We start from the raw sequence: 19828 nt of genomic DNA, 5'->3' as shown, positions 1-19828 counted from the left end.
GCCTCTGACCTCCCGGGCGGATTCGGTGGTTTTCGACACCGGCCAGTGATGCGTCACCTTTCCGTCAGATCACTTTCCGCTGTCATGCGATTACTTTCTGTATGCATTGTTCGTGGTCGTCACCGGCCCCCGAGCCGGCCGATCGTCTCGTGTGGGCTCGCCCGCCGTCCAAGGCCGGTGCCGGCCCGCCCACCCGCATCAGTGGAGGTAACCCATGCCCGCCAGCCCCGTCGCCCGCCTGATGGCCGCGTCCGCCGTCGCCCTGGTGGCCGCCGCCATCGCCCCCGCCTCGACGGCCCACGCCGCCCAGGCCGGCCCGCCGGTGTGCCTGGACGCCACCAACAGCCGCGCCGACAACACCCACGTGCGCCTGTGGACGTGTCTGGACCACCCCAACCAGAAGTGGGTGATCCAGGGCGGCCAGATCAAGGTCGAGGACACCGTCGGCACCGGCCGGGAGGTCTGCCTGGACGCCACCAACAGCCGCGCCGACAACACCAGCGTGCGCCTGTGGACGTGCCTGAACCACCCCAACCAGAAGTGGGTGCTCCAGAACGGTCACATCAAGGTCGAGGACACCGTCGGTACCGGCCGCGAGGTCTGCCTGGACACCACCAACAGCCGCGCCAACAACACCGTGGTGCGGTTGTGGACCTGCCTGAACCACCCCAACCAGAAGTGGGTCGTCCAGGGCGGCCAGATCAAGGTCGAGGACACCCTGACCTGACCCAGGGGCTGCGTCCAGGTCACGGCCGGGTCGTGGAGGATCCCGCCAGTCCCTCGCGGAACGCGATGGCAGCCGCCTCGGTACGGGTGGCCGCGCCCAGTTTCGCCAGGATGTGGGAGACGTGCACGCCCGCCGTGCTGGGCGAGATGTGCAGCCGGGCGGCGATCTGCCGGTTGCTCAACCCGTCGGCGATCAGGACGAGCACGTCGCGCTCGCGCTCGGTGAGCCCGTCCTGCGCCGGTCGGGGGCGTCCGAGCAGGGCGATCTCCCTGGCGAGCGGCGCGGCGCCCAGCTCGTCGGCCAGCCGCGCGGCCTCCCTGAGGCGGGCGGTTCCGCCGGGCCGGTCGCCCGCCGCCAGCGCGGCCCGGGCGCCGTGGAACAGGCTCAGCGCCAGCTCGTACGGCTGCCCAAGATCCCGCCAGGCAGCCGCCACGCCGTCCCAGCCGTCGTCCCAGCCGTCGTCCTCGACCAGGGCGCGCAGCATGGCCTGCCAGGCCCGGTCGAACGGCCCGTCCACGCCAAGCATCGCATCGGCCGCGTTGGCGCGGTCACCGCCGCCTCGCTCGCCTTCCGCGGGGGCCGCGCGCCCTTCCACCCCTCGGGCTGGGCCTTCCCCGCCTTCTGACGTCGCCCCCTTCCGCCAGTCGGGCTGGGACGTTCCCCGTCTTCTGACGGTTCGCGCCCCCTCCGCCCCTCCGGCGAGGCGGTCCCGCGTTCTTCGTGGCCCGCGCCGTCCCTTCCCCTCGCTGGCCGAGCGGTCGGGATGGCGTCAGGACGTGCCGGTGGTGGGCGTCATGCCGGACATGTGCGGCCCTGGTGTCATCTCAGACATGTGTGGCTCTGGCGTCATGCCGGGCATGCCGGGCATTTGTGGGACGCAGGGCATGCTCTGCTCCCCGAACCACTGGACCAGGTACCGCCGCATCGTGGCGACCTCGGCCCGCTGGTCGTCGCGCACCTTGCGGGCGAAGGCGGCGACCTCGGGATGCACCGCCTCACCGCGCACGAGGAGCTGCTGCGACATCATGATCGCCATCATGTGGTGCGGGATCATGTGCTGCAGGAACGCCTTGTCGAGCTGATTCCCCGACAGCCCCGACAGGTCGGGCATCGTGGTCCCGCTCGGGCTCGGCGCCGGGCTCTGCGGGTACCACTGCAGCAGCCAGCCCTTCATCCGGGCGACCTCGGCGGTCTGCGTCGCGACGATCGACTGCCCGAGCCGCCGCATCTCCGGCCTGCTGGACCGCTGCAGCTGCCGGGCCGCGGCGATGGCGTCCTCGTGGTGCGGGACCATCTGCGCCAGGTAGTCGTACTCGCTGGTCACGGCATGCATCTGCCCCATGCCGGGACACGTGGGCTGCGTGGGCTGCGTTCCTGCAGGGCTCGGGGACGGCATCGGCGAAGATGCCATGGCCGTCGCGGCTGATCCGGTGGTGATGGCGGCCAGGAATGCCCCTGCGGCCATCGCTGTCTTCGCGAAGCGTCGCTTCATGCGTACCCCCAACGCCGATTCGACACCTACTCCAACGGTAACTCGCCCCTGGAATGTCACCGCATACGCCCGTACGTCACGAAGTTTCGACCTTATGATGATCGACCTATGCGGGGAAAAATCGTGATACTTGCGGTCTTATTGTTGACGGGCTGTTCGACGAACGAGCCGAAGGAGTGGCTTCTCAAGGATCCGGGCCGCTGGCCGCTGGCGTCATTGCCGGCCGCGGCCTCCAAGTCGGGCATGCCGGACGGGGCGGACAAGGTGCTGGCGCGGATCCAGGTCGGGAAGTACGACATGGTCCCCTGGATCAACAGCAAGGGCGTGTGCGGGCTCGCCGACCAGGGATCCTCCAGCGCGCTGTTCAACATGAGCCAGGATCTGACCAAGTCCGAGGGCAACGTCGACACCGCGGAAGAGGGCTTCGCCGGACCCAAGGAACCCATGGTCGGCACCAGTTCGGAGAGCACCGTGACCCTGTGGTGCACCCCCACCCGGATGTTCGTCACCGTCGAGGCAGAAAAGCTCGGAAAGGTGCAGCTCTACGGAAACGCGGCGGCAAAGAAGACCGAGGAAAAACTGACGGTCGTGGTGGGCACGCCTGAGGCGGTCAAGCAGTCACTCCCAGGCGCGACCCTGATCGGTCGCTAGCCCCGTATTTCCACAGGCCGGCACCGGGGCCAACCTCTCCGTCCCCGCCCGCCTGAACAGATACTCAACCGATTCTCAACATCGCTGCCGTCAATCTCGACCACAGATCCGAGCCATGCGAAGGGAGACGCGCAAATGACGCACATCCTCGGGAACGCCGCGGCCACGCTCGCCGGGGCCGGCCTGGCACTCGCCCTGCTGACCTCCGCCGCGCACGCCACCACGGCCGCTCCGGCGCAAAGCGTCAGGTCGAGCTGCACGATGAGCGATGGCGAGACGGCGTACTTCGAGCTGAAGTACCGGACGACCGGGGGGTACCACCGCATTTCCGACATCATCTACCGCTGGAGCTCCGAGGCGCCGACCCGCCTGAAGGCCGCACACCTCAACCTGATGGTCGAGCGCCGCGGCAAGGACGAAAAGGTCTACGGGAAGACGTTTCACGAGAAGAAAGCACTCTACGACGTCTCCTATGACGTCATCGTCGACCTCAAGGTCCCGGCCAAGAAGAAGCTCTACCTCGCCGTGGACGCCACGTTCGTGAGGAAGGGCGACACGCTGCGCTGCACGGGGCGCACTTACGGCGTCTGACGCCTTCCGATCGCGCACCGACCCCACTCGAACTCCCGCAGCCGGACCCGCTCATCCAAAGCCCGCCGGCACAGGGACGCCGCCTTCGAGCCGGTGCGGCAGGCGGACGACGTTCATGGCCGCCCCCGCTTGCGGCGGTCCTTTCGGGAGGCCGGTCCGAGATCGGGTGTCTTGTAGGTGACCAGGGGAATCGTGGTGGCCACGGGCGTGGCCAGTCCGTGGCCGACGAGGTCGTCGATCACCTGCTCGATGCGCTTGTAGGCCGTGGGCGCCTCCTCGAAGAGGAGCTGGCGGTCGCCGCACACCACCACCGACCCCACCGGCGTGCGGCGCAGCTCTTCGACGGTGTGCTTGGCCCGGCCGCGGCGCAGGGCGTCCGCGCGCGACATCTTGCGGCCCGCGCCGTGCGCCACGGAGTGGCCGGCGTCCGGACCGGCGTGGGCGGCCACGAGATAGGACGGGGTGCCGCGGGTGCCGGCGATGAGCACGTCGCGGCCGTCGCCCGGCGCCGCTCCCTTGCGGTGCAGGTAGCCGCCGTCGCGGAGTTCGACCAGGTTGTGGCACTGGTCGAGGATCGGCTCGGCAGGCTCGAACCCCAGCGCGTGCGCGACCCGGGCGGCCAGCAGCCGCCGGTTGAGCGACCCCCACCGTACGGCCTGGTCGTGCCTGGCCAGGTAGGCGGCGGGATCAGGGGCGGGGCCCGCGCCGTGGACCTCGGTGTGCTCGCGCAGGATCCGTTCGCCCAGCCCCCGTGAACCGCTGTGGACGACGAGGACCAGGTCACCGGCGTCGAGGCCGAGCCGAGCGGCGTGGCCGGGTTCGAAGACGGTCCCGATCCGGGCCAGCTCGACGAAGTGGTTGCCGCGGCCGACCGTCCCGAGGCCCTCGACGTGACCGGCGGGGATGTCGTCCTTCATGACGGCCCAGGCGGGATCGTCGGCATCACGTTCGGGATCCAGCGCACGATCGAGGTCGGGAAAGCGGGCGGCGAGCCTCTCGGGCACGGCGCGCTTGAGCCTGACCGGGAACACGGCGATGCCGCACCCGATGTCGGAGCCCACCAGGAACGGATACAGGACGGCCGACGCCATGGCCGCCCCGACGGGCGCGCCCTTGCCGGGATGCAGGTCAGGCATGGCGGCGACGTGCGTCATGCCGTCGAGAGCGGCCACCTGACGGCACTGCGCGACGGCGTCGGACTCGATCCAGCTGGTGGACGAGGCGAACACGGTGACGGTGGCCCCCGTGACCGGAGCGGACGGAGTCGGGTGTTGCTGAGACAAAGACGTTCTCCCTTGCAGAAGGGTATGGACAGGCGGCATCACGACGCCAACCGGCGTCGCGGCATCACAAAGGGCGGGGTGTCTTCGTCAGAGCCTCATGGGGATCACGCTCTCGAACCCCCGCCATCCCAGGCAACCGATTTTCGGCCCGGCGCCGACGAGGGCGACGCGGTCCTCAGCCGGACCAGGCTTCGGCTTCGGCGACCCAGCCGGCGGCCATGACGAGCCGGCTCCGGCGGTCAACCGCGAGGAACCCGAAGGGACGGCTGAATTCGAGGTCCACGTGCCTGACGCGGTACCGGGACGGCGGGGCCATTCCGCCCCCGACGGCGCCGAAGGCGGTGATCGCGGCGGCTTCGAATCCGGCGGAGTGGAAGGCGGCGACGACGTTCTGCCGGGCCTGGGTGACGGCGAGCGGCTGGGTGCTGATGCCCGGGAAGTGTCCGCGGTCCGGGTCGGTCACCGTTGCCAGGCCGAAGACCTCGGGCAACTCCGAGAGGTCGTGCGTGGCGGCGATGGTGAAACGCGGGACTCTGACGTTCAGCACGTCCTCAGGGACGTGGTCGCGAACGTGGCGGACAGTCAGCCCGGGGCCCGGACAGCCCGCAGCCAGAACACCGGCCGGCGTGGCGGGATGACGCCCGTCCAGCACATCGACCCCGGCGCCGAGAACCTGCCCAGGTCCCATCCAGTCGTCACCCAGCACCAGATGGATGTCGATCCCACCGGTACCCATGACTCGAAGCAAGGTCAGCCGGCCGGCCGGGGTGTCGGCGACCCCGGCCCGGTCGAGTACGCGGGTGCTGCGGCGTAGGACATGGATCTCACGTCCGGCCCACGGGCCGGCCTCGAACAGGCCGACGCCGTCGGTGAACGGCCGCAGCCACGCGGTGCGCACGGTCAGCGCCATGGCCAGGACGAGCAGCACGCGGTCGCTCAGCTGGAGGGGCATGCTGTCGATCAGCCCGCCGGTCTGCTCCTTGGCCCAGGCGTCGAGCCGGAGGCGATCCGCGGCCGGGTCTGCGGTCAGTTCGCCGTGCATGCCCGCGGGAAGCGTGCTGAGCCAGTCCGGACGTAGCGGCAGGTCCGGCCGGGACCACAAGCCCAGCGCCGACCGTACCGCCGTGGACTCCTCCATGATCGACAGCACGACTCGGGCCGCCTGGGACGCGGTGGCGGCGTCCACCCCCACGGCCTCCTGCAGTTCCGCGCGCCCCCGTCCTCCGGCGGCTGACGCGAGATGAGCCAGCAACGGCCAGGCGCCTGCGCCGGCCATCACGACAGATCCCCCCGAACAGGTCTGCACCCATCGGGCGGTCAGTGCGTTGGCGGCGGTCACCGCGGCGTGCTGCTGCTGCCAGTTCATGCGGGCGACCGTACAAGATCGAAGTGCTGGACGAGAACCGTGCGAGCGCTCTGAGCGGATGCGGTCAGTCCGTCGTGGCCGAGGAGCGGGCTACGGTGGGCTCGCGCGATGCCGTCGAGGACACAGCCGGCCCTGGCGGCGGCGTCCAGCACTTCTGGGGAACCTCGCCGCATCCGCGCGAGCGCACCACCGTGGTGTCGGGACGCCGCACAGGCGCGGTTGCATCCGGTGCGGCTCTGTTCGGTCAATCCGGGCGTGCCCGGCCGCCCCGCCGCTCCTCCACCACCGGGCGCGCGAGCAGCTTGTCGAGGCTGCGGCGCTCGCGCTTGGTGGGACGCCCCGCGCCACGAGCCCGGACGGCCACCGTCACGGTCTCCTCGCGGGGAGGAGGCGGAGGGCTCTTGTCGACGTAGCACTCGGCGGCCACGGCGGCGCCGACGCGCTTGGTGATGGCACGGGAGACCACCACGATGCGTTCGCGCCCGTCGTGCCGCAGCCGGATCTCGTCCCCGACCCGTACGGCGTGCGCAGGCTTGACCCGCACCCCGTTGACCCGGACGTGACCGCCCCGGCAGGCGTCGGCCGCGATCGAACGGGTCTTGGTGAGCCGTACCGACCAGATCCAGCTGTCCACCCGCACACTCAGCTGCTCACCCACCACCCCGACACTGTACTGAGAACCCCACACCGCCGACATCCACACCGTGCCGCATTCACCCCGTGCCAGGCAGAGCTCGCAGCGCGCCTGTGTCAGCCGTGCCTCAGCGGGGCCCGCTCGAGGTACCCGGGAACGTCCGGATCACGGGCCCGGACGGCCCCTGCGGTGGGCGGGGTCGGGCGTTAAGATCCGCTTTTGGTAGGTACGTCTGAGGCTGCGCCTGTCAGAGGGAGCACAATGGCCGCACACGAGCACCCGCTCACGGATCTCGAACAGCGCCTGTTGGCCATCGCGAACGAGCACGGCTTCGTACCGCTCCGCGAGCCGGTGCAGTACTACTGTGAGCTGAAACGCGACCACGTCATCATCTATCTCGATCGGCAGCGGAGCGGCAGAAACGTCATCGCCGTCTTCCTGCACCCCGAGACCGACCTGTCACGACTTCCGGCGGAGGCGGGATTAGGAATTCCTGACGCGCCCAAGCACTCGGACGGCATGCGTCACTTTCCCAAGAAGGTCAACAAAGGCAAGCGGCCGTCCACCTACGGCTATCCGATCACCTGCGCGGACCTCACAGCCTTTGGCCGGCTCCTCGCCTCTCTGACATAGAGCGTCCTGCAGTCATCCCGCCGGGGCCGGCGCAGCGCTCGGAGGACTCACCGAGCGCCGGCGCCTTCTCCGCGTTCGATCGGCTGTTCTGTCGCGGCCGCTCATGCCGTGGCGAGCGGCCAGAGAGGCCGGTTCCCGCGCCCACCCTCCCAAGTCCTGTCCTGGGCGAGGGCTGCCTGTGGGTATGCCGTCCGCCACCTCGGTGACGAGAAATTCGGAGCCCTGGTGAATGCGCAGGCTGTCGTGAGCGCTCCTGCGGAGGACTGCCATGAGGATTCGCCTTTCCTGCCCTCAGGGAGAGGCTCGGGCGTGTGCCGAGAACGCTGTCAGGCGCCGAATCACTCGCCAGAGCCCAACCTTGGGGAGGCGTACCGTTCAATGGCCGGCGTGGACGTCGGTCAGTTCTTCTCCTGGAGGGTGACGTTGACCTCGCGGGCCTGGCCGTCCCTCAGGTAAGTGATTTTGACCTGTTGGCCCGGTTTGGCGCCTCTGACCTGTCCGACGACGGTCTCGCCCGCGTCGACCGGCGTGTTGCCGATCTTCGTGATCAGGTCGCCCTGCTTCAGTCCGGCCTTCTCCGCCGGGCTTCCCGCTATGACCTGGCTGATCAGGGCGCCGGGCACATCGCCGGTCGCGTCGGTGACGCTCACCCCGAGGACCGCGTGACGGACCTTCCCGGTGGCGATGAGCTGGTCGGAGACCTGCTTGGCGGTGTTGACCGGGATGGCGAAGCCCACACCGCCGCCGGCGGCGTTCGAGGCGATGGCGGTGTTGATGCCGACCAGCTCCCCGGCGGCGTTGACCAGCGCGCCGCCGGAGTTGCCCGGGTTGATCGAGGCGTCGGTCTGGATGGCGCCGCCGATCGTCGTGCCGGCGCTCTGCCGGCTCTGCTCCTGTCCGAAGCCGGGAGGGAGCTGCTGCCGCTGGTCAGGGCCGGTGGTGAGGGTACGGTCAAGCGCGCTGACGATCCCCGCCGTCACGGATCCGTCCAGGCCGAGGGGGCTGCCGATGGCCAGGACGGCTTCACCGACCTTGAGTGCGTCGCTGTCGCCGAGCGTCGCCTTGGTCAGCCCGGACACGTCCGCGGCCCTGATGACGGCCAGGTCGGTGGCTGGATCGGTGCCGACGATGCTCGCCTTGGCCGTCTTGCCGTCGCTGAACTTCACGCTCATCTGCCCGCCGCCCTGGCTCGCACCCTCGACCACGTGGTTGTTGGTGAGGATGAGGCCGTCCGCCGACAGCACGACGCCCGAGCCCTCGCCGCTCTGCCCCTGGATCATCACGACGGTCGGCTGAACCTTGGCCGCGACGTCCGCCACGGTGAGCGACCCGGAGGCCGGCTTGAGGACGGGACTGGGAACGTGGCTGGTGGTGGCGACGGGCGTGGGCCGGAAGGAGTTCACCGCGACGGCGCCGGCCACCCCGCCGACGATCGCCATCGCCGCCAGTGCGAGCCCGGCCACCGCCTTCTGGCCGGCGGTGAAACGGGCCTTCAAGGTGGGCGCCGGCGGAGGCGGGGGCGGCGGCTGCTCCGTGACGATCGGGTCACGGCGGGGGAAGCCTCCGGCGGTCGGTGGCGTGGTGCCGAACTGGCTCCACCCGCCGTTTCCCTGCGCTCCAGGGTCCTGCTCGTGAGGCTCGTGCGCGTTCATCTGTCATCTCCCTCAAGTTCTGCTGCCTCACGTTGCCAACTCCGGCGTAAGACCCGGCTAAGCCCTTGATCCCGGAACCGGGCCCGCTCCTCATGACGGCCTTATCGATCCAGGTCGGAGCGGGGGTGGGTCGCCGATATCGCTTTCTACATGTTGTCGAACCTGACCGGCCGAACCGGTGGGCCGAGGTGTCGTCTCAGGGGCGCGGGGTGGGGAGGGCGTCGCTGAGTGAGGTGAGCAGGAGGTGGCGCTGCAGCAGGGTGAGGTCACCGACACTGGTGCCGGGGTCGATCTTGGCCTGGCGCAGGGTCTGCGTGATCTGGTCGGGCGTGTGCTCGGGCAGGGCGCGCAGGAGGGCGGTGGCGTCGGCGGTGATGGTGGTGGCGTCCCTGCGCGCCAGGAGTTGTTCGAGGGTGAGCCGTCTGGTGGTGACGGCGGCGCGTAGCTGGGCCTCGGACATCTGCCGAGGCAACGGATCGCGGGGCGGTGCGGCTTCGGCCGTCCGAGGGTTCGGCGCGGTGGCGAGGCCCCGGGCGGCGGCGACCGGTGAGGAGGATGCCGGCGGACCGTCGGCGAGCAGGGTCTGGGTGGTGACCAGCAGGCCGCCGATGGCGGCCACGGCGGTGGCGGCGAGGACGAGGTGACGGCGGGTCAGGCGGCGGCTGTCGCGGGCGATGGTGAGTCCGATGAGACCGGTACGCAGCAGTACGCCGGTCACCATGCCGAGCAGCACCGGCACGCTCTGGGCGGGCAGCGGCGCCACCGTCGCCAGGACGACGCCGGCCGCGGGAGCCAGGCAGGACAGGGTGAGCCAGGGGGCGGCCGGTCTGCGTGCCAGGTCGAGCATGGCGGTCAGGGCCAGCCCTTCGCTGGCCGAGTGGATCACCAGGGCGGCCACCACGACGGCGGACGCGGCCAGGGCCAGGGTCGCCCCCTCGATCATGCGGTGCAGCGACAGGGCGGCCGCGGTGCCCACACCGCCGTAGACGGCGGCGCTGACCGCCTGCTGGACCCGGCGGTGCAGGCCGGGCGCGTGCCGCCCGCCACCGGCCTTGTCGCCGTGACTGTGCCCGCAGCCCTTACGGGTGAAGAAGGTGATGACCAGGAAGCCGAACGCGCCGGCCACACCCACGACCCACAGCGGCACGCCGGTGGCGTCGGCTTCGTGCCAGGCGTCGGGCAGCAGGTCGACCAGGGCGGTGATGAGCATCAGCGCCGAGGCGATGGCCAGCCAGACGCTGATCGTGGCGTTCCTGCGGCGGGCCAGGGAGGCGCCGACCAGCGTGGACAGTGCCACCAGCACGACGGCGGCCCAGGCCGTCCAGGCGGGCAGGGCAGTGTCGGGGGCGGAGGCTTCCACGTTCAGGTCGAACAGGGTGTGCAGGGGCACTGATGGCGGCGTCGATCCCCCGAGCGGCACGAGCATGACACGGCCTTTCCGGCGAGGGTGCGGGGTTGGTGGGCGGTCGTCGCGTCGGGACATCGCGACGACGGACGGCACGAGCCGACGAGCCGGGCCGTCCGTCAGTGACCGGCGGCCGGGTCGCGGGTGGAAGGGGGCGAATGTACGGTGATCGGCCATTGCAATGCCGCGTCATGGGCGCCGTGGCCGGGCGTGGGGCCGTGGGCGTCCAGGTCGGCCAGCGCGGCGCGCAGGTGACCGAGCTGGGTGTGCAGGTTCCGGCCCTGGTCGGTGATGGCGCGTTCGAGCCGGTCGAGCTGTTCGTCAAGGGCCTGGTGGGCGGCCCGGGTCAGCGCGTCGGCGGCCGACGCGGCCTCGCGCCGCAGTCGTTCGGCGTCGGTACGGGCGTCGGCGAGGATCTGCTGGGCTTCCTGCTGGGCGGACTCAAGGGTTTCCTGGGCGCTGCGGTGTGCCGCCGCGAGCACGCCGGCGTCGGTGGGCGTGTGCGCGGGAGGGGTGGCGCCGAGGCGTTCGCGAAGCTGGGCGTTGTCCTGCCAGAGCAGGCTGAGCGTGGTCTCCACCTGGGCGAGGAAGGCGTCCACCTCCGCCAGGTCGTAGCCGGAGCGCAGGCGGACGACCGTGAAGACCTGATGGTGCACCGCGGAGGCGGTCAGCAGGGCGAGCCGGCCGGGCGCCCCCGCCTGGAGCGACGGTGTGGTGGCGCCGTCGAGGGCGGCGTGGCTGTGGGGGAGGTGGAGGTCGTGGTCATGGTCTTCGTGCTCGGCGTGCATGAGGGACTGGTCCAGCCTTTCACCGTCGTCTCGATGTCGTGACTCGGCGGGCGCGGGGCGCTCCGGCGTCGTTCCATGGACGAGCCGGAGCGGGATCGGCCGCGCGGGCGAGGTGACGGCCCGACCGCCGAGGGGCGGGCCGCCGGGGCGGCTAGGACGCGGTCGTGCCGTGGTCGTCGTGGCAGTGACCGGCGCCGCAGCCCTGGTCCTGCACGGTCGTCGCGGTGTGATCGTCGGCGCAGTCGTTCTCGGCGCCGGGGACGCAGGGGCCCGCGGGGTGGTGGTCGTGGCCCTCGTGGTCGTGGGGGTCGGTCATCGGTGTTCCTTTCACTCGGTGGGTGCGTGTGGCTGCACCGGTGCAGGGGAACCTGTAGAGCGCGACCAGGTCCGGGGATTCCTGACCGGCAAACTTCTACGTTGTGTAGTTGACGCATTACGGAAAGTTTAAACATCTGATCAGATGTTCATGCGTAAAGCCTCGATCGCCGCCAGGAGCTCTTGACCTTCGGGGCTACAGCGTCCAGCATCTGTACATATGAACATCCAGTCAGATGTTACGGAGTGCGGGCCCCCGCTGCATCTGGCCATCACCCACGTCGCCCACCCTCCGAGGAGCTCCAGGCATGTCTGAGCAGCAGGGTCACGACCACCGTCACGACGACGACCCCCGCGGACACGGTCATGGACACGGCCACGGGCATGCGGTGAGCGCGGACGCCGACCGGCGTTACCTGCGCGGCGCGCTCGCGCTGCTCGCCGGTTTCATGGCCGTCGAGGTGGTGATCGGCGTGATCGCCGGTTCGCTGGCGTTGATCTCCGACGCCGGGCACATGCTCACCGACGCCATGGCGATCGTGCTGGCGCTGGTCGCGATGCGGATCGCGGCCCGGCCGCCGCGCGGCGGCTTCACCTATGGCCTCAAACGCGCTGAAATCATCTCCGCCCAGGTCAACGGCATCACCCTGCTGCTGCTCGCGGCGTACTTCACCTTCGAAGGCGTGCGTCGCCTGGTCGAGCCGCCCGCGGTCGAGGGCCTGTACGTGGTGGCGACCGGGCTGGCCGGCATCGTCGTGAACGTGGCCGCCGCCTGGCTGCTGTCGAAGGCCAACCGTTCGAGCCTCAACGTCGAGGGCGCCTTCCAGCACATACTCAACGACCTGTACGCCTTCATCGGCACCACCATCGCCGGCCTGGTCGTCTGGCTGACCGGCTGGAACCGCGCCGACGCCATCGCCGCCCTCGTGGTCGCCGCCCTGATGCTGAAGGCCGGCTGGGGCCTGGTCCGCGACGCCGGACGGGTGTTCATGGAGGCCGCTCCCGCCCGGCTGGACCCGGCCGAGGTGGGCCGCCAGATCGCCGCGATCGACACCGTGGTCGAGGTGCATGACCTGCACATCTGGGAGGTCACCTCCGGCTATCCCGCGCTGTCGGCACACGTGCTGGTCGTTCCGGGCGCCGACTGCCACGCCGCCCGCCTGGCCGTCGAACGGCTGCTGCGCGAACGCCACGACATCGGGCACACCACGCTGCAGGTCGACCACGTCACGCCCGACGGCCACGCCTTCGACGAGAACGGCGCGCTGCGACGCCTGACACCGCACTGTCCCGACCCGCACGGCCCCACCCATCACTCACCACGGCCCGACGACGCCGCGGTCGCGGCAACCGCCTCCGCCGCTGCCGACCACACGGCCGCGAACTGGGCCGCCACCTGCCACGACGGCGACCACGTCACGTGATCGAAGGCACGGCCGCGGCCCCGGGCGGCCCGCGGCCGAGTCGCCTCGGAAGACCCCGACGGCAAGGCGTCCGCCCGGCGTGACACCGTGCCGCTTCGCCTCTCGTCAGGAGGACCTGGTGAATCCCCCGCTCGCGCTCGCCGTGGCCCTCGTCGCGGCCGTCCCGCCCGCCACCTCCGCCCCGCAGCCCTGCGGCCCGTACCGGACCGCTCCCACCGTACGAGCCGAACCCGTCCGCATGACGCATCCCCGAGGAAGGGTGACGGGGGACGGCACGCGGCTCACCGTGCGCGCCGGCCCCGGGATGACCCGATGACTCCTCGGCCGCCCCCGCCGAACCGTCGCGAAGCACTGCGTACGGGCGCGATCGTCGCGCTGGCCGCCGCGGTGGATCTCGCACTCGCCGGACCGCCTGCCGCCCTGGCGTCACCGTCGACGGCCGACTCGCGAAGCCTCGCCTCGACCGGCCGGATCCTGCTGCGCGGCGGACGCCTGCTGCACGGCACCGTGCTGCAGTCCTTCGCCTTCGACGAACGCGACAGGCACCTGTACGCCCTCCAGCTCATGCAAGGCGGCGTCCGCCTGGACGGAGAAAGCCACGCCCGTACCCACGCCGAACGCGTCCGGCGCGGCGATCTGTGCCTCAACCGCCTGTCCCTGGACGGCACCCTCACCGGAGCGATGTACCTGCTGGGTTTCGGACACGGCGGCGCCCTGGGCGTGCAGCGGGCCGCGGGCCGCGACACCATGTTGTGGACCGAGTGGGACGCCAGCCCGGCCTCCGGCTACGGCCGCGGCATCTGCCGTTTCCCCTTCATCGACGGCGCCGTTCTGACCCCGGACAGCCGGTGCCTGACCACCTGGCGGCCGCTGCCCGGCTCGACGAGCAACGCCGCGGCCCTCGATCCCGACGCCGGCCGGTTGCTGCTGCGCTACAAGGTGGCCGGCGAGCCGCGCCTCCGGCTCGTGGACCTGCGTTGTACGACCCCCGGCGGCCTTCGCCCGCTCGCCGACCTGCCGCAGCCCGGCGCCGCCCTCGGACTGCCGTTCCAGGGCATGGCCCTGCACGCCGACCACGCCTACCAGCTGCTCGGCAGCGCCTACGGCCCCGCCAACCCCGTCTCCTCGCCGGGGAACATCCGCCTCTACCGCATCCACCTGCCCAGCGGAAAGGTGGAGCAGCAGATCCTGGACCGCACGGCCAGGAACCTCGTCCCCCGCGAACCCGAAGGACTCGCGGTTCTCACGTCGTCCGACACCGGGCCGCTGCTGTGCATGGGCCTGACCCAAGGCCCCGTAGGGGACAAGTCGTTCTCCCTCTACGCGCGCCCCCTCGGATGAGCGAGACGGAATCCGCTTACGGCATCCATATTCTACGTACTGTAGAAGTTCTACGTATTGTAGAAGCACGTGGTCGGAGGTAGCGGATGGGCAAGAACGCCGAGGGCACGCTGAAGGAGCGGCTCTCCGCGCTGCAGGCCGAGCAGCGGCGCGCGGAGCGCCGGCGACGGATCGTCATGATCAGCGCCACGGTGATCACGGCCGCCGGGATGGCCGCGGCGGCCACGGCGTTCGTCCTGGACGACCGGGCCGGACGGGCGCTGGACGCGGTCCAGACGATCAACGTGAGCAGCCGCAACCACACCGACAAGGTCGTCAGCTACCCGCAGGCCCCGCCGGTCGGCGGCGACCACGCGCCGGAATGGCAGAACTGCGGCATCTACAGCAAGCCCCTGCGCAACGAGAACGTCGTCCACAGCCAGGAGCACGGAGCCGTCTGGATCGCCTTCCAGCCGGGGCTGCCGAAGGACCAACTGGACATCCTCTACAAGCAGGCCCAGGGGCGCGACTTCGTCGTCCTGTCGCCGTACACGGGGCTGTCCGCGCCGGTCGTGCTCAGCGCCTGGGGCAAGCAGCTCAAGCTGGACGACGCCGACGACCCGCGGCTGACGGCGTTCCTGCGTGCCAACATCAACGGCCCCGGGACGCCCGAGCCGGGCGCGTCCTGCAGCGGCGGGATCGGGGAGCCGTCGGCATGAGGTTCCCGGCGTTCCTGCGGCGGCGCGGGATCCTGGTGGCGGTGACCGCCGTGCTGACGCTCGCACTGTCCGGCCTCGGCCTCCGCCTCTGGTACGCGGGCCCGCCCGGGGACGCGTCGCTGGAGGCCGACTTCGCCCGTGACATGCAGGCCCACCACGCGCAGGCCGTACAGATGGCACTGATCATCCGCGACCGCACCACCGACCGCGAGGTCAGGACGCTCGCCTACGACATCGCGACCACCCAGCAGCAGCAGATCGGGCAGATGTACGCCTGGCTGGACCTGTGGGGCCTGCCCCAGGCGTCGCTGGAGCCCCGCATGGCCTGGATGCGTCAGGGCCACCAGAACATGCCCGGCATGGGACCGCAGTCCGCCCAGATGCCCGGCATGGCCACCCGCGACCAGCTCAAGCAGCTGGAACAGGCGAGCGGCAAGGAGGCGGAGACCCTCTTCCTGCGCCTGATGATCCCGCATCACCAGGGCGGCGTGCAGATGGCTCAGGCGGCGCAGGGGAGCGGCCAGCCGCAGGTGAGACGCATGGCGAGGTCGATACTCGCCGCCCAGAAGGCGGAGATCGAGCTGATGCGCGGCATGCTCGCCGCCCGCGGCGCGGCCGGACCGTCGCCTCAGGCCGGGTGAGGCATGCCGACGAACCTGACCCGGACCCCGGACGGACGAGAACGCCCGATCCGGGCCACTCGTGACCGTCCCTCAGCAGGCGTCGCGGGCCAAGAGGCGCGATCCCTTCCTCGACAACGTCAAGTCCCTGGTGATCGCACTCGTGCCGGAGCCGCCGGCTACCAGCCGACCTCGTCGCAGCCGGTGTGGCCGTCCGGCTCCACCTGCAGGGTCGCGTGCGCGACGCCATGACGGGTGCGCAGCAGGTCACGGGCCTGGTCGAGGACGGAGTGGTTGTCACTCTGGTCGCCCGTGACGAGGTGGGCGGTGGCGACGTTCATGCCGGAGGTCAGCGTCCACAGGTGCAGGTCGTGCACGTCGCGCACGCCCTCGATGGCCGCCAGATCGGCCGCCACGACGGAGGCGTCCATGCCCTCGGGCACGTGCTGGCCGAGCACCGCGAACACCTGCCGGCCGAGCGAGATCGCACGTACGGCGACGAACACGCCGATGGCCAGCGCGATGACCGTGTCCCAGAACACCTGGCCGGTCGCCGTGATCAGCCACCCCGCCGCGATGACGCCGACCGAGCCCGCCGTGTCGGCCACCACCTCCAGGTACGCGCCCTTGACGTTGAGGCTCTCACTGGCGCCGGACCGCAGCAGGAACAGGGCGATCAGGTTGACCACCAACCCGAGCGCGCCCACCACGAGCATCGGCCCTGAGGACACCTCGGCCGGGCCGCCGATCCTGCCGATCGCCTCGGCGACCACATAGACGGCGACGCCCAGCATGAGAACCACGGCCAGCAGCGAGGCGAACACCTCGGCCCGGTAGGAGCCGTAGGTGCGCCGGCCGGTGGTGTCGGGACGAGCGGCGATCCTGGTGGCGACCAGCGCCGCGCCGAGCGTGACGACGTCGGCGGCCATGTGCCCGGCGTCCGACATCAGGGCCAGCGACCCGGAGATCAGTCCGTAGGCCAGCTCGACCAGGAAGAATCCACCGATCAGGACGAACGAGACCGCCAGCCGCCACCGGTGCCGGGCCCCGGCGTGCCCGTGCCCGTGACCCACGCCCATCAGCGCTCGCCCTCCCGCTCCGGGTGGATGGCCTCGGTGTGCTCGGTGTGGGCCAGCGCCAGGTCCAGCAGCATCCGTACGTGCGGGTCCTCCAGCCGGTAGTACGCCATCCGGCCCGAGCGGCGGGCGGCCACGATGCGATGGGCACGCAGCAGGCGCAGCGCGTGGGAGACCGCGGACTCGCTCTGCCCGGTCACCGCCGCCAGGTCGCACACGCACAGCTCGCCGTCCAGCAGGGCGACCAGCAGCTTCAGCCGGTTGGGGTCGGACAGCAGGCCGAAGATGTCCGCCGTGTCGGTGAGGTCCTCGGCAGCGGGCATCCGCTCGCACACCGCGGACACCCGGTCGGCGTCCACCACCTTGACGGCACAACCGTCCACGATCAACACATTCTCAGCTGAAGAACTGTTCATATGTGTATTCTGTCGCCTATGCGGTGAATGTCAACAACGCGTGAGCAGGGCAACAGCCGCATCCAGAGCAGCCCGCCGTTCAGTGCGCGCAGGCCGGCTGAGCAGCAATCCGCCGAGCAGCTTCACCACCCACAATCGCCGGCCGCTCGCAGTGCGCGCTGGACGTGGTGCTCCCTCTTGTAGGCCGGCCCGCTCTACGTCCTCAGCCCGGCCTGAACGAAGTCAGACAGGACCACAGAGTGCGATCGGTGCCGGGGCTGTCTGCAGATCAAGAACATTCGCAGGAGTCGTCCTGGACCGAGTGCGGCGGCTCGGCCACCATCAGAACATGACCGGAAGCGGATCAGCGGGTGGCGGGGGAGCAGGCTCGCGCCTGAACTGGACGGCAGTGAGCGCTCTGGCGGGTTCGATCGCAGCCGTGGTCGCGCTCTTCGCCTACTTGATGCCGCCCAAGACCCCGCCCGGCACAGTGGTTTCCAGTCCATCCCCACCGGGTCGGGTCGTCACCCAGCCCTCACGATCGCCTGTGGACTCATCGCCTGAGTCCAGCACGTCCCAACCACCGAGTCACACGCAGGCCGTCCAGGATTCCCCTCCACCGCCACTGAAGATCCGGTCCGTCGGCTGCGACGAGACGGCGGCGGCCCTGACCGCCTACCGCAGGGATGCCGGAACCAGCCCAAGCGGTCAGGCGGCCGCGGCTCAGCAGACGTACAGCGACTTGATGGGCGCAGCCCTCAACGCGCAGGGCGCGGTAGGGGCGAAGATCAGGCGGCTGGCCGCGGAGTTCCAGGAACTGAGCTTCCGCCTGACGGGCATGACCGGCGGCGACCCCAACCAGGTGATCGCGGACATCAATGCGGACGTCGCGGAGTTCAACAGGTTGTGCGCCTCCGGTTGATCGCACGACAGGAGCCGCTCCACGACAACGGCAAACAGACATGGAGATTAAGCCCTCAAGAGCGGCCGTTGGCGCCTTGGTGGAGGGCTCGGCCGCTTCCTGCAGGTCTGCAGGCTTCACCTTCGGCCCCTACGAGCGGGATCTCAGCACGGCGGTCGGAGTTCCCTTCGGCGGTCGAAGGCCACCACCAGCGGAAGAGTGGTCAGTGAATGGCAGTGAGGTCGACGACCACGAACTTGTCGCCGCGGCTGAAGAGGGCGATGTTGCTGCCGGCCGGGGCGCGGTAGCGGGTCCGGGTGTCGATGCCGCGGATCTCGGCGGACACGCCTGACCGCACGTCGTGGACGATCGCACGATCGGGCAGTTGGGCTGACAGGAACCGGTCCTGTTGGAGAGGTTGTGGCGCGACTCCCGTCACGTCCATCTCGTGCCGTGTCCGCCCGTCCCGGCCCTGGACCTGCGCCGCCGCGGATCGGTCGAGGTGTGTGACGCAGAGGGTGATGCCGCAGGCCACAGGGCTGCCTGGCTTTAAGGCGGTCCGGGCGCGCTTCTCGCCGGTCTCGATGTTCATGACGGACTGGAAGGGGGCTTCGTTGCCGCCGAACGTCCCGGGTGATCCGACCCAGGGCCAGTTCAGGATGTGCTGTCCCTGTGTGCCGTCCACGGGCTGCGGTTGCCCGCCGTTGATGTCGACGGTGAAGACGCCCTCGTTCCCGGCTGACCAGGCGAGACGGTCAGGGGTGATGGCGATCCCGGTGACGAAGCCGGCCGATGAGGCGGGCGGCAGGGGAGCGGAGGTGACGAGCTGCGGTTTGCCGCCGGTCGTCGGGACGGTCCAGATGTCGGCGGTTCGCTTGTCGGCGGCGCCGCGTGCGGTCCACCAGGCGACCCGGCCTTGGCCTGCGGTGAAGCCGTCAGGGAAGAGGGTGGTGCCGGCCGGGAGGGTGATGTCGGCGAGCTTGGCCACCTCGCCGCTGTTCACGTCGTAGGTGTAGAGGCCGTTCGCCTTCTCGAAGCCGGCTTCGGCGGTCAGGAGGACTTTGGTGGCGTCCACCATCAGTCGCGGCCGGACTTTTCTGCCGTCGGGTAATTTGGCCGGCACTTCGTGCACTGCTGCGGGCCACAGATTCTCGATGGGTTCAGGCGCCGAGGCTCGTGCTGAGCTGACGGAAGCGGTTCCGCTGCCGGCCGAGGAGGTTTCCGGCTTGGACAGAACAGAGATTGTGACGGTGACTATTGCCGCGACGGCTACTCCGCTCGCGACCGCTGCGGTAAGCGTGGTGCGGCGGGAACGCTTGGAACGACGGTTGGGTTGAACCTGCGCGTAGTCCGGTGTATCGGCCATTTGGCGTCCTTGATGAGCGGCTGAGTTTACGAGGCGGGTGCAGAGAAGATCGCTGCATGATGATTCGTACAAGAGTGCACGACCACGGAGACCGGACGAGAGAACATTGGCAGCCCCTCAGGCCGGTGCTCTGCGTGGAGGTCAATTGCCGGTGGAGACCCAGCTGCTGCAGTTGAGCACTCTGATGGTGCCGTTGGACAGCTTGTCCCGGTTGCATGCCTGGATCTTCTCGACGCTGGAGCTGCTCCAGTAGATGTCTTCCGAGCCGGCGCCGCTGACGTTGTCGTAAATGGAGATGTACCAGCCGGGGGAGCTGCTGTTGGGGTAGGTGTCCCAGAAATACCCGGCACCGGTGCCCGCGGTGGTCCATGCGTAGGCGAGTATTTGGGCGGACGCTTGGGTCGAGAACGGCAGGACGATGAGAATGCTCGCGAGGATCAGAGCTAACCAGTGGCGCCTTCTCATTGCGA

Annotated in this window: 23 protein-coding genes and 1 pseudogene; 11 read left to right on the top strand and 13 right to left on the bottom strand. The window is 70.1% G+C overall.

The genetic code is table 11. The features are described 5' to 3' along the window. The first annotated feature begins 214 nt into the window (after positions 1-214). On the top strand, positions 215-727 hold the full coding sequence (locus AB0J46_RS39470) for an RICIN domain-containing protein (protein ID WP_364339755.1): 513 nt from the start codon (positions 215-217) through the stop codon (positions 725-727). A gap of 19 nt (positions 728-746) precedes the next feature. On the opposite strand, the gene AB0J46_RS39465 is transcribed toward AB0J46_RS39470, so the two are convergent. Further along, complete coding sequence (locus tag AB0J46_RS39465) at positions 747-1244, bottom strand: response regulator transcription factor (RefSeq protein ID WP_364339753.1); 498 nt, start codon at positions 1242-1244, stop codon at positions 747-749. A 252-nt stretch (positions 1245-1496) separates the two neighbouring features. Then, entirely contained in the window at positions 1497-2069 is a 573-nt protein-coding gene (locus AB0J46_RS39460; protein WP_364339751.1) for a DUF305 domain-containing protein, read from the bottom strand. 258 nt (positions 2070-2327) lie between these two features. Between AB0J46_RS39460 and AB0J46_RS39455 the strand changes: the two genes are divergently transcribed. Both AB0J46_RS39455 and AB0J46_RS39450 read left to right on the top strand, forming a co-directional pair. Next, positions 2328-2870, top strand: a complete 543-nt coding sequence (locus AB0J46_RS39455; RefSeq protein WP_364339749.1) for a hypothetical protein — start codon at positions 2328-2330, stop codon at positions 2868-2870. A 135-nt stretch (positions 2871-3005) separates the two neighbouring features. After that, complete coding sequence (locus AB0J46_RS39450; RefSeq protein ID WP_364339747.1) at positions 3006-3461, top strand: hypothetical protein; 456 nt, start codon at positions 3006-3008, stop codon at positions 3459-3461. Positions 3462-3574: 113 nt separating this feature from the next. Here the strand turns inward: AB0J46_RS39450 and AB0J46_RS39445 are convergent, their stop codons facing one another. From AB0J46_RS39445 to AB0J46_RS39435, 3 genes are all read right to left on the bottom strand, one after another. After that, entirely contained in the window at positions 3575-4744 is a 1170-nt protein-coding gene (locus AB0J46_RS39445; protein ID WP_364339744.1) for an RNA ligase RtcB family protein, read from the bottom strand. A gap of 175 nt (positions 4745-4919) precedes the next feature. Next, the gene (locus AB0J46_RS39440; protein ID WP_364339743.1) at positions 4920-6110 is read right to left on the bottom strand and encodes a serpin family protein; all 1191 of its coding nucleotides are present in this window, start codon (positions 6108-6110) and stop codon (positions 4920-4922) included. A gap of 244 nt (positions 6111-6354) precedes the next feature. Further along, a complete protein-coding gene (locus AB0J46_RS39435; protein WP_352361779.1) occupies positions 6355-6744 on the bottom strand; it encodes an RNA-binding S4 domain-containing protein in 390 nt (129 codons plus the stop codon). A gap of 261 nt (positions 6745-7005) precedes the next feature. Between AB0J46_RS39435 and AB0J46_RS39430 the strand changes: the two genes are divergently transcribed. Beyond that, complete coding sequence (locus AB0J46_RS39430; protein WP_364339740.1) at positions 7006-7377, top strand: hypothetical protein; 372 nt, start codon at positions 7006-7008, stop codon at positions 7375-7377. A gap of 398 nt (positions 7378-7775) precedes the next feature. On the opposite strand, the gene AB0J46_RS39425 is transcribed toward AB0J46_RS39430, so the two are convergent. The 4 genes from AB0J46_RS39425 to AB0J46_RS39410 form a co-directional block, all read right to left on the bottom strand. Beyond that, a complete protein-coding gene (locus AB0J46_RS39425) occupies positions 7776-9029 on the bottom strand; it encodes a trypsin-like peptidase domain-containing protein (RefSeq protein ID WP_364339739.1) in 1254 nt (417 codons plus the stop codon). Positions 9030-9225: 196 nt separating this feature from the next. Further along, on the bottom strand, positions 9226-10419 hold the full coding sequence (locus tag AB0J46_RS39420; protein WP_364339737.1) for a hypothetical protein: 1194 nt from the start codon (positions 10417-10419) through the stop codon (positions 9226-9228). Positions 10420-10553: 134 nt separating this feature from the next. Continuing rightward, positions 10554-11222 carry a DivIVA domain-containing protein gene (locus AB0J46_RS39415; protein ID WP_364339735.1) on the bottom strand — a complete coding sequence of 223 codons (669 nt, stop codon included), beginning with the start codon at positions 11220-11222 and terminating at the stop codon, positions 10554-10556. A gap of 151 nt (positions 11223-11373) precedes the next feature. Beyond that, positions 11374-11538 (bottom strand): hypothetical protein, encoded by a 165-nt coding sequence (locus AB0J46_RS39410; protein ID WP_364339733.1) that lies wholly within the window; start codon positions 11536-11538, stop codon positions 11374-11376. A 307-nt stretch (positions 11539-11845) separates the two neighbouring features. On the opposite strand from AB0J46_RS39410, the gene AB0J46_RS39405 reads away from it, so the two are divergent. From AB0J46_RS39405 to AB0J46_RS39385, 5 genes are all read left to right on the top strand, one after another. Next, a complete protein-coding gene (locus AB0J46_RS39405; protein ID WP_364339731.1) occupies positions 11846-12961 on the top strand; it encodes a cation diffusion facilitator family transporter in 1116 nt (371 codons plus the stop codon). A 118-nt stretch (positions 12962-13079) separates the two neighbouring features. Next, positions 13080-13277 carry a hypothetical protein gene (locus AB0J46_RS39400; protein WP_364339729.1) on the top strand — a complete coding sequence of 66 codons (198 nt, stop codon included), beginning with the start codon at positions 13080-13082 and terminating at the stop codon, positions 13275-13277. Beyond that, complete coding sequence (locus AB0J46_RS39395; RefSeq protein WP_364339728.1) at positions 13274-14302, top strand: hypothetical protein; 1029 nt, start codon at positions 13274-13276, stop codon at positions 14300-14302. The genes AB0J46_RS39400 and AB0J46_RS39395 overlap by 4 nt, the downstream gene beginning before the upstream one ends. A gap of 86 nt (positions 14303-14388) precedes the next feature. Further along, positions 14389-15000 carry a DUF3105 domain-containing protein gene (locus AB0J46_RS39390; RefSeq protein ID WP_364339726.1) on the top strand — a complete coding sequence of 204 codons (612 nt, stop codon included), beginning with the start codon at positions 14389-14391 and terminating at the stop codon, positions 14998-15000. Beyond that, positions 14997-15641: a DUF305 domain-containing protein gene (locus tag AB0J46_RS39385; RefSeq protein WP_364339724.1), complete on the top strand. Its 645-nt coding sequence runs from the start codon at positions 14997-14999 to the stop codon at positions 15639-15641. The genes AB0J46_RS39390 and AB0J46_RS39385 overlap by 4 nt, the downstream gene beginning before the upstream one ends. Before the next feature lie 158 nt (positions 15642-15799). Here the strand turns inward: AB0J46_RS39385 and AB0J46_RS39380 are convergent, their stop codons facing one another. Both AB0J46_RS39380 and AB0J46_RS39375 read right to left on the bottom strand, forming a co-directional pair. Then, entirely contained in the window at positions 15800-16699 is a 900-nt protein-coding gene (locus AB0J46_RS39380; RefSeq protein ID WP_364339722.1) for a cation diffusion facilitator family transporter, read from the bottom strand. Next, entirely contained in the window at positions 16699-17079 is a 381-nt protein-coding gene (locus tag AB0J46_RS39375) for a metalloregulator ArsR/SmtB family transcription factor (RefSeq protein ID WP_364339720.1), read from the bottom strand. The genes AB0J46_RS39380 and AB0J46_RS39375 overlap by 1 nt, the downstream gene beginning before the upstream one ends. A gap of 173 nt (positions 17080-17252) precedes the next feature. Here AB0J46_RS39375 and AB0J46_RS39370 point away from each other — a divergent pair. Next, positions 17253-17444, top strand: a pseudogene (locus AB0J46_RS39370) (hypothetical protein); the annotation flags it as partial. Positions 17445-17836: 392 nt separating this feature from the next. Beyond that, positions 17837-18013, top strand: a complete 177-nt coding sequence (locus AB0J46_RS39365; RefSeq protein ID WP_364339718.1) for a hypothetical protein — start codon at positions 17837-17839, stop codon at positions 18011-18013. A 202-nt stretch (positions 18014-18215) separates the two neighbouring features. Here the strand turns inward: AB0J46_RS39365 and AB0J46_RS39360 are convergent, their stop codons facing one another. Together AB0J46_RS39360 and AB0J46_RS39355 are read right to left on the bottom strand one after the other, a co-directional pair. Further along, a complete protein-coding gene (locus AB0J46_RS39360; protein ID WP_364339716.1) occupies positions 18216-19358 on the bottom strand; it encodes a hypothetical protein in 1143 nt (380 codons plus the stop codon). Between the two features lie 141 nt (positions 19359-19499). Continuing rightward, positions 19500-19823, bottom strand: coding sequence for a hypothetical protein (locus tag AB0J46_RS39355; protein WP_364339714.1), 324 nt, complete (start codon positions 19821-19823; stop codon positions 19500-19502). Between the last annotated feature and the right edge of the window lie 5 nt (positions 19824-19828).

Source organism: Nonomuraea sp. NPDC049758 (assembly GCF_040674635.1).
In the GTDB taxonomy this organism is placed as follows: domain Bacteria; phylum Actinomycetota; class Actinomycetes; order Streptosporangiales; family Streptosporangiaceae; genus Nonomuraea.
Note: the sequence above shows the minus strand (reverse complement) of the source record. Positions and strands in the feature narration are given on the sequence as shown.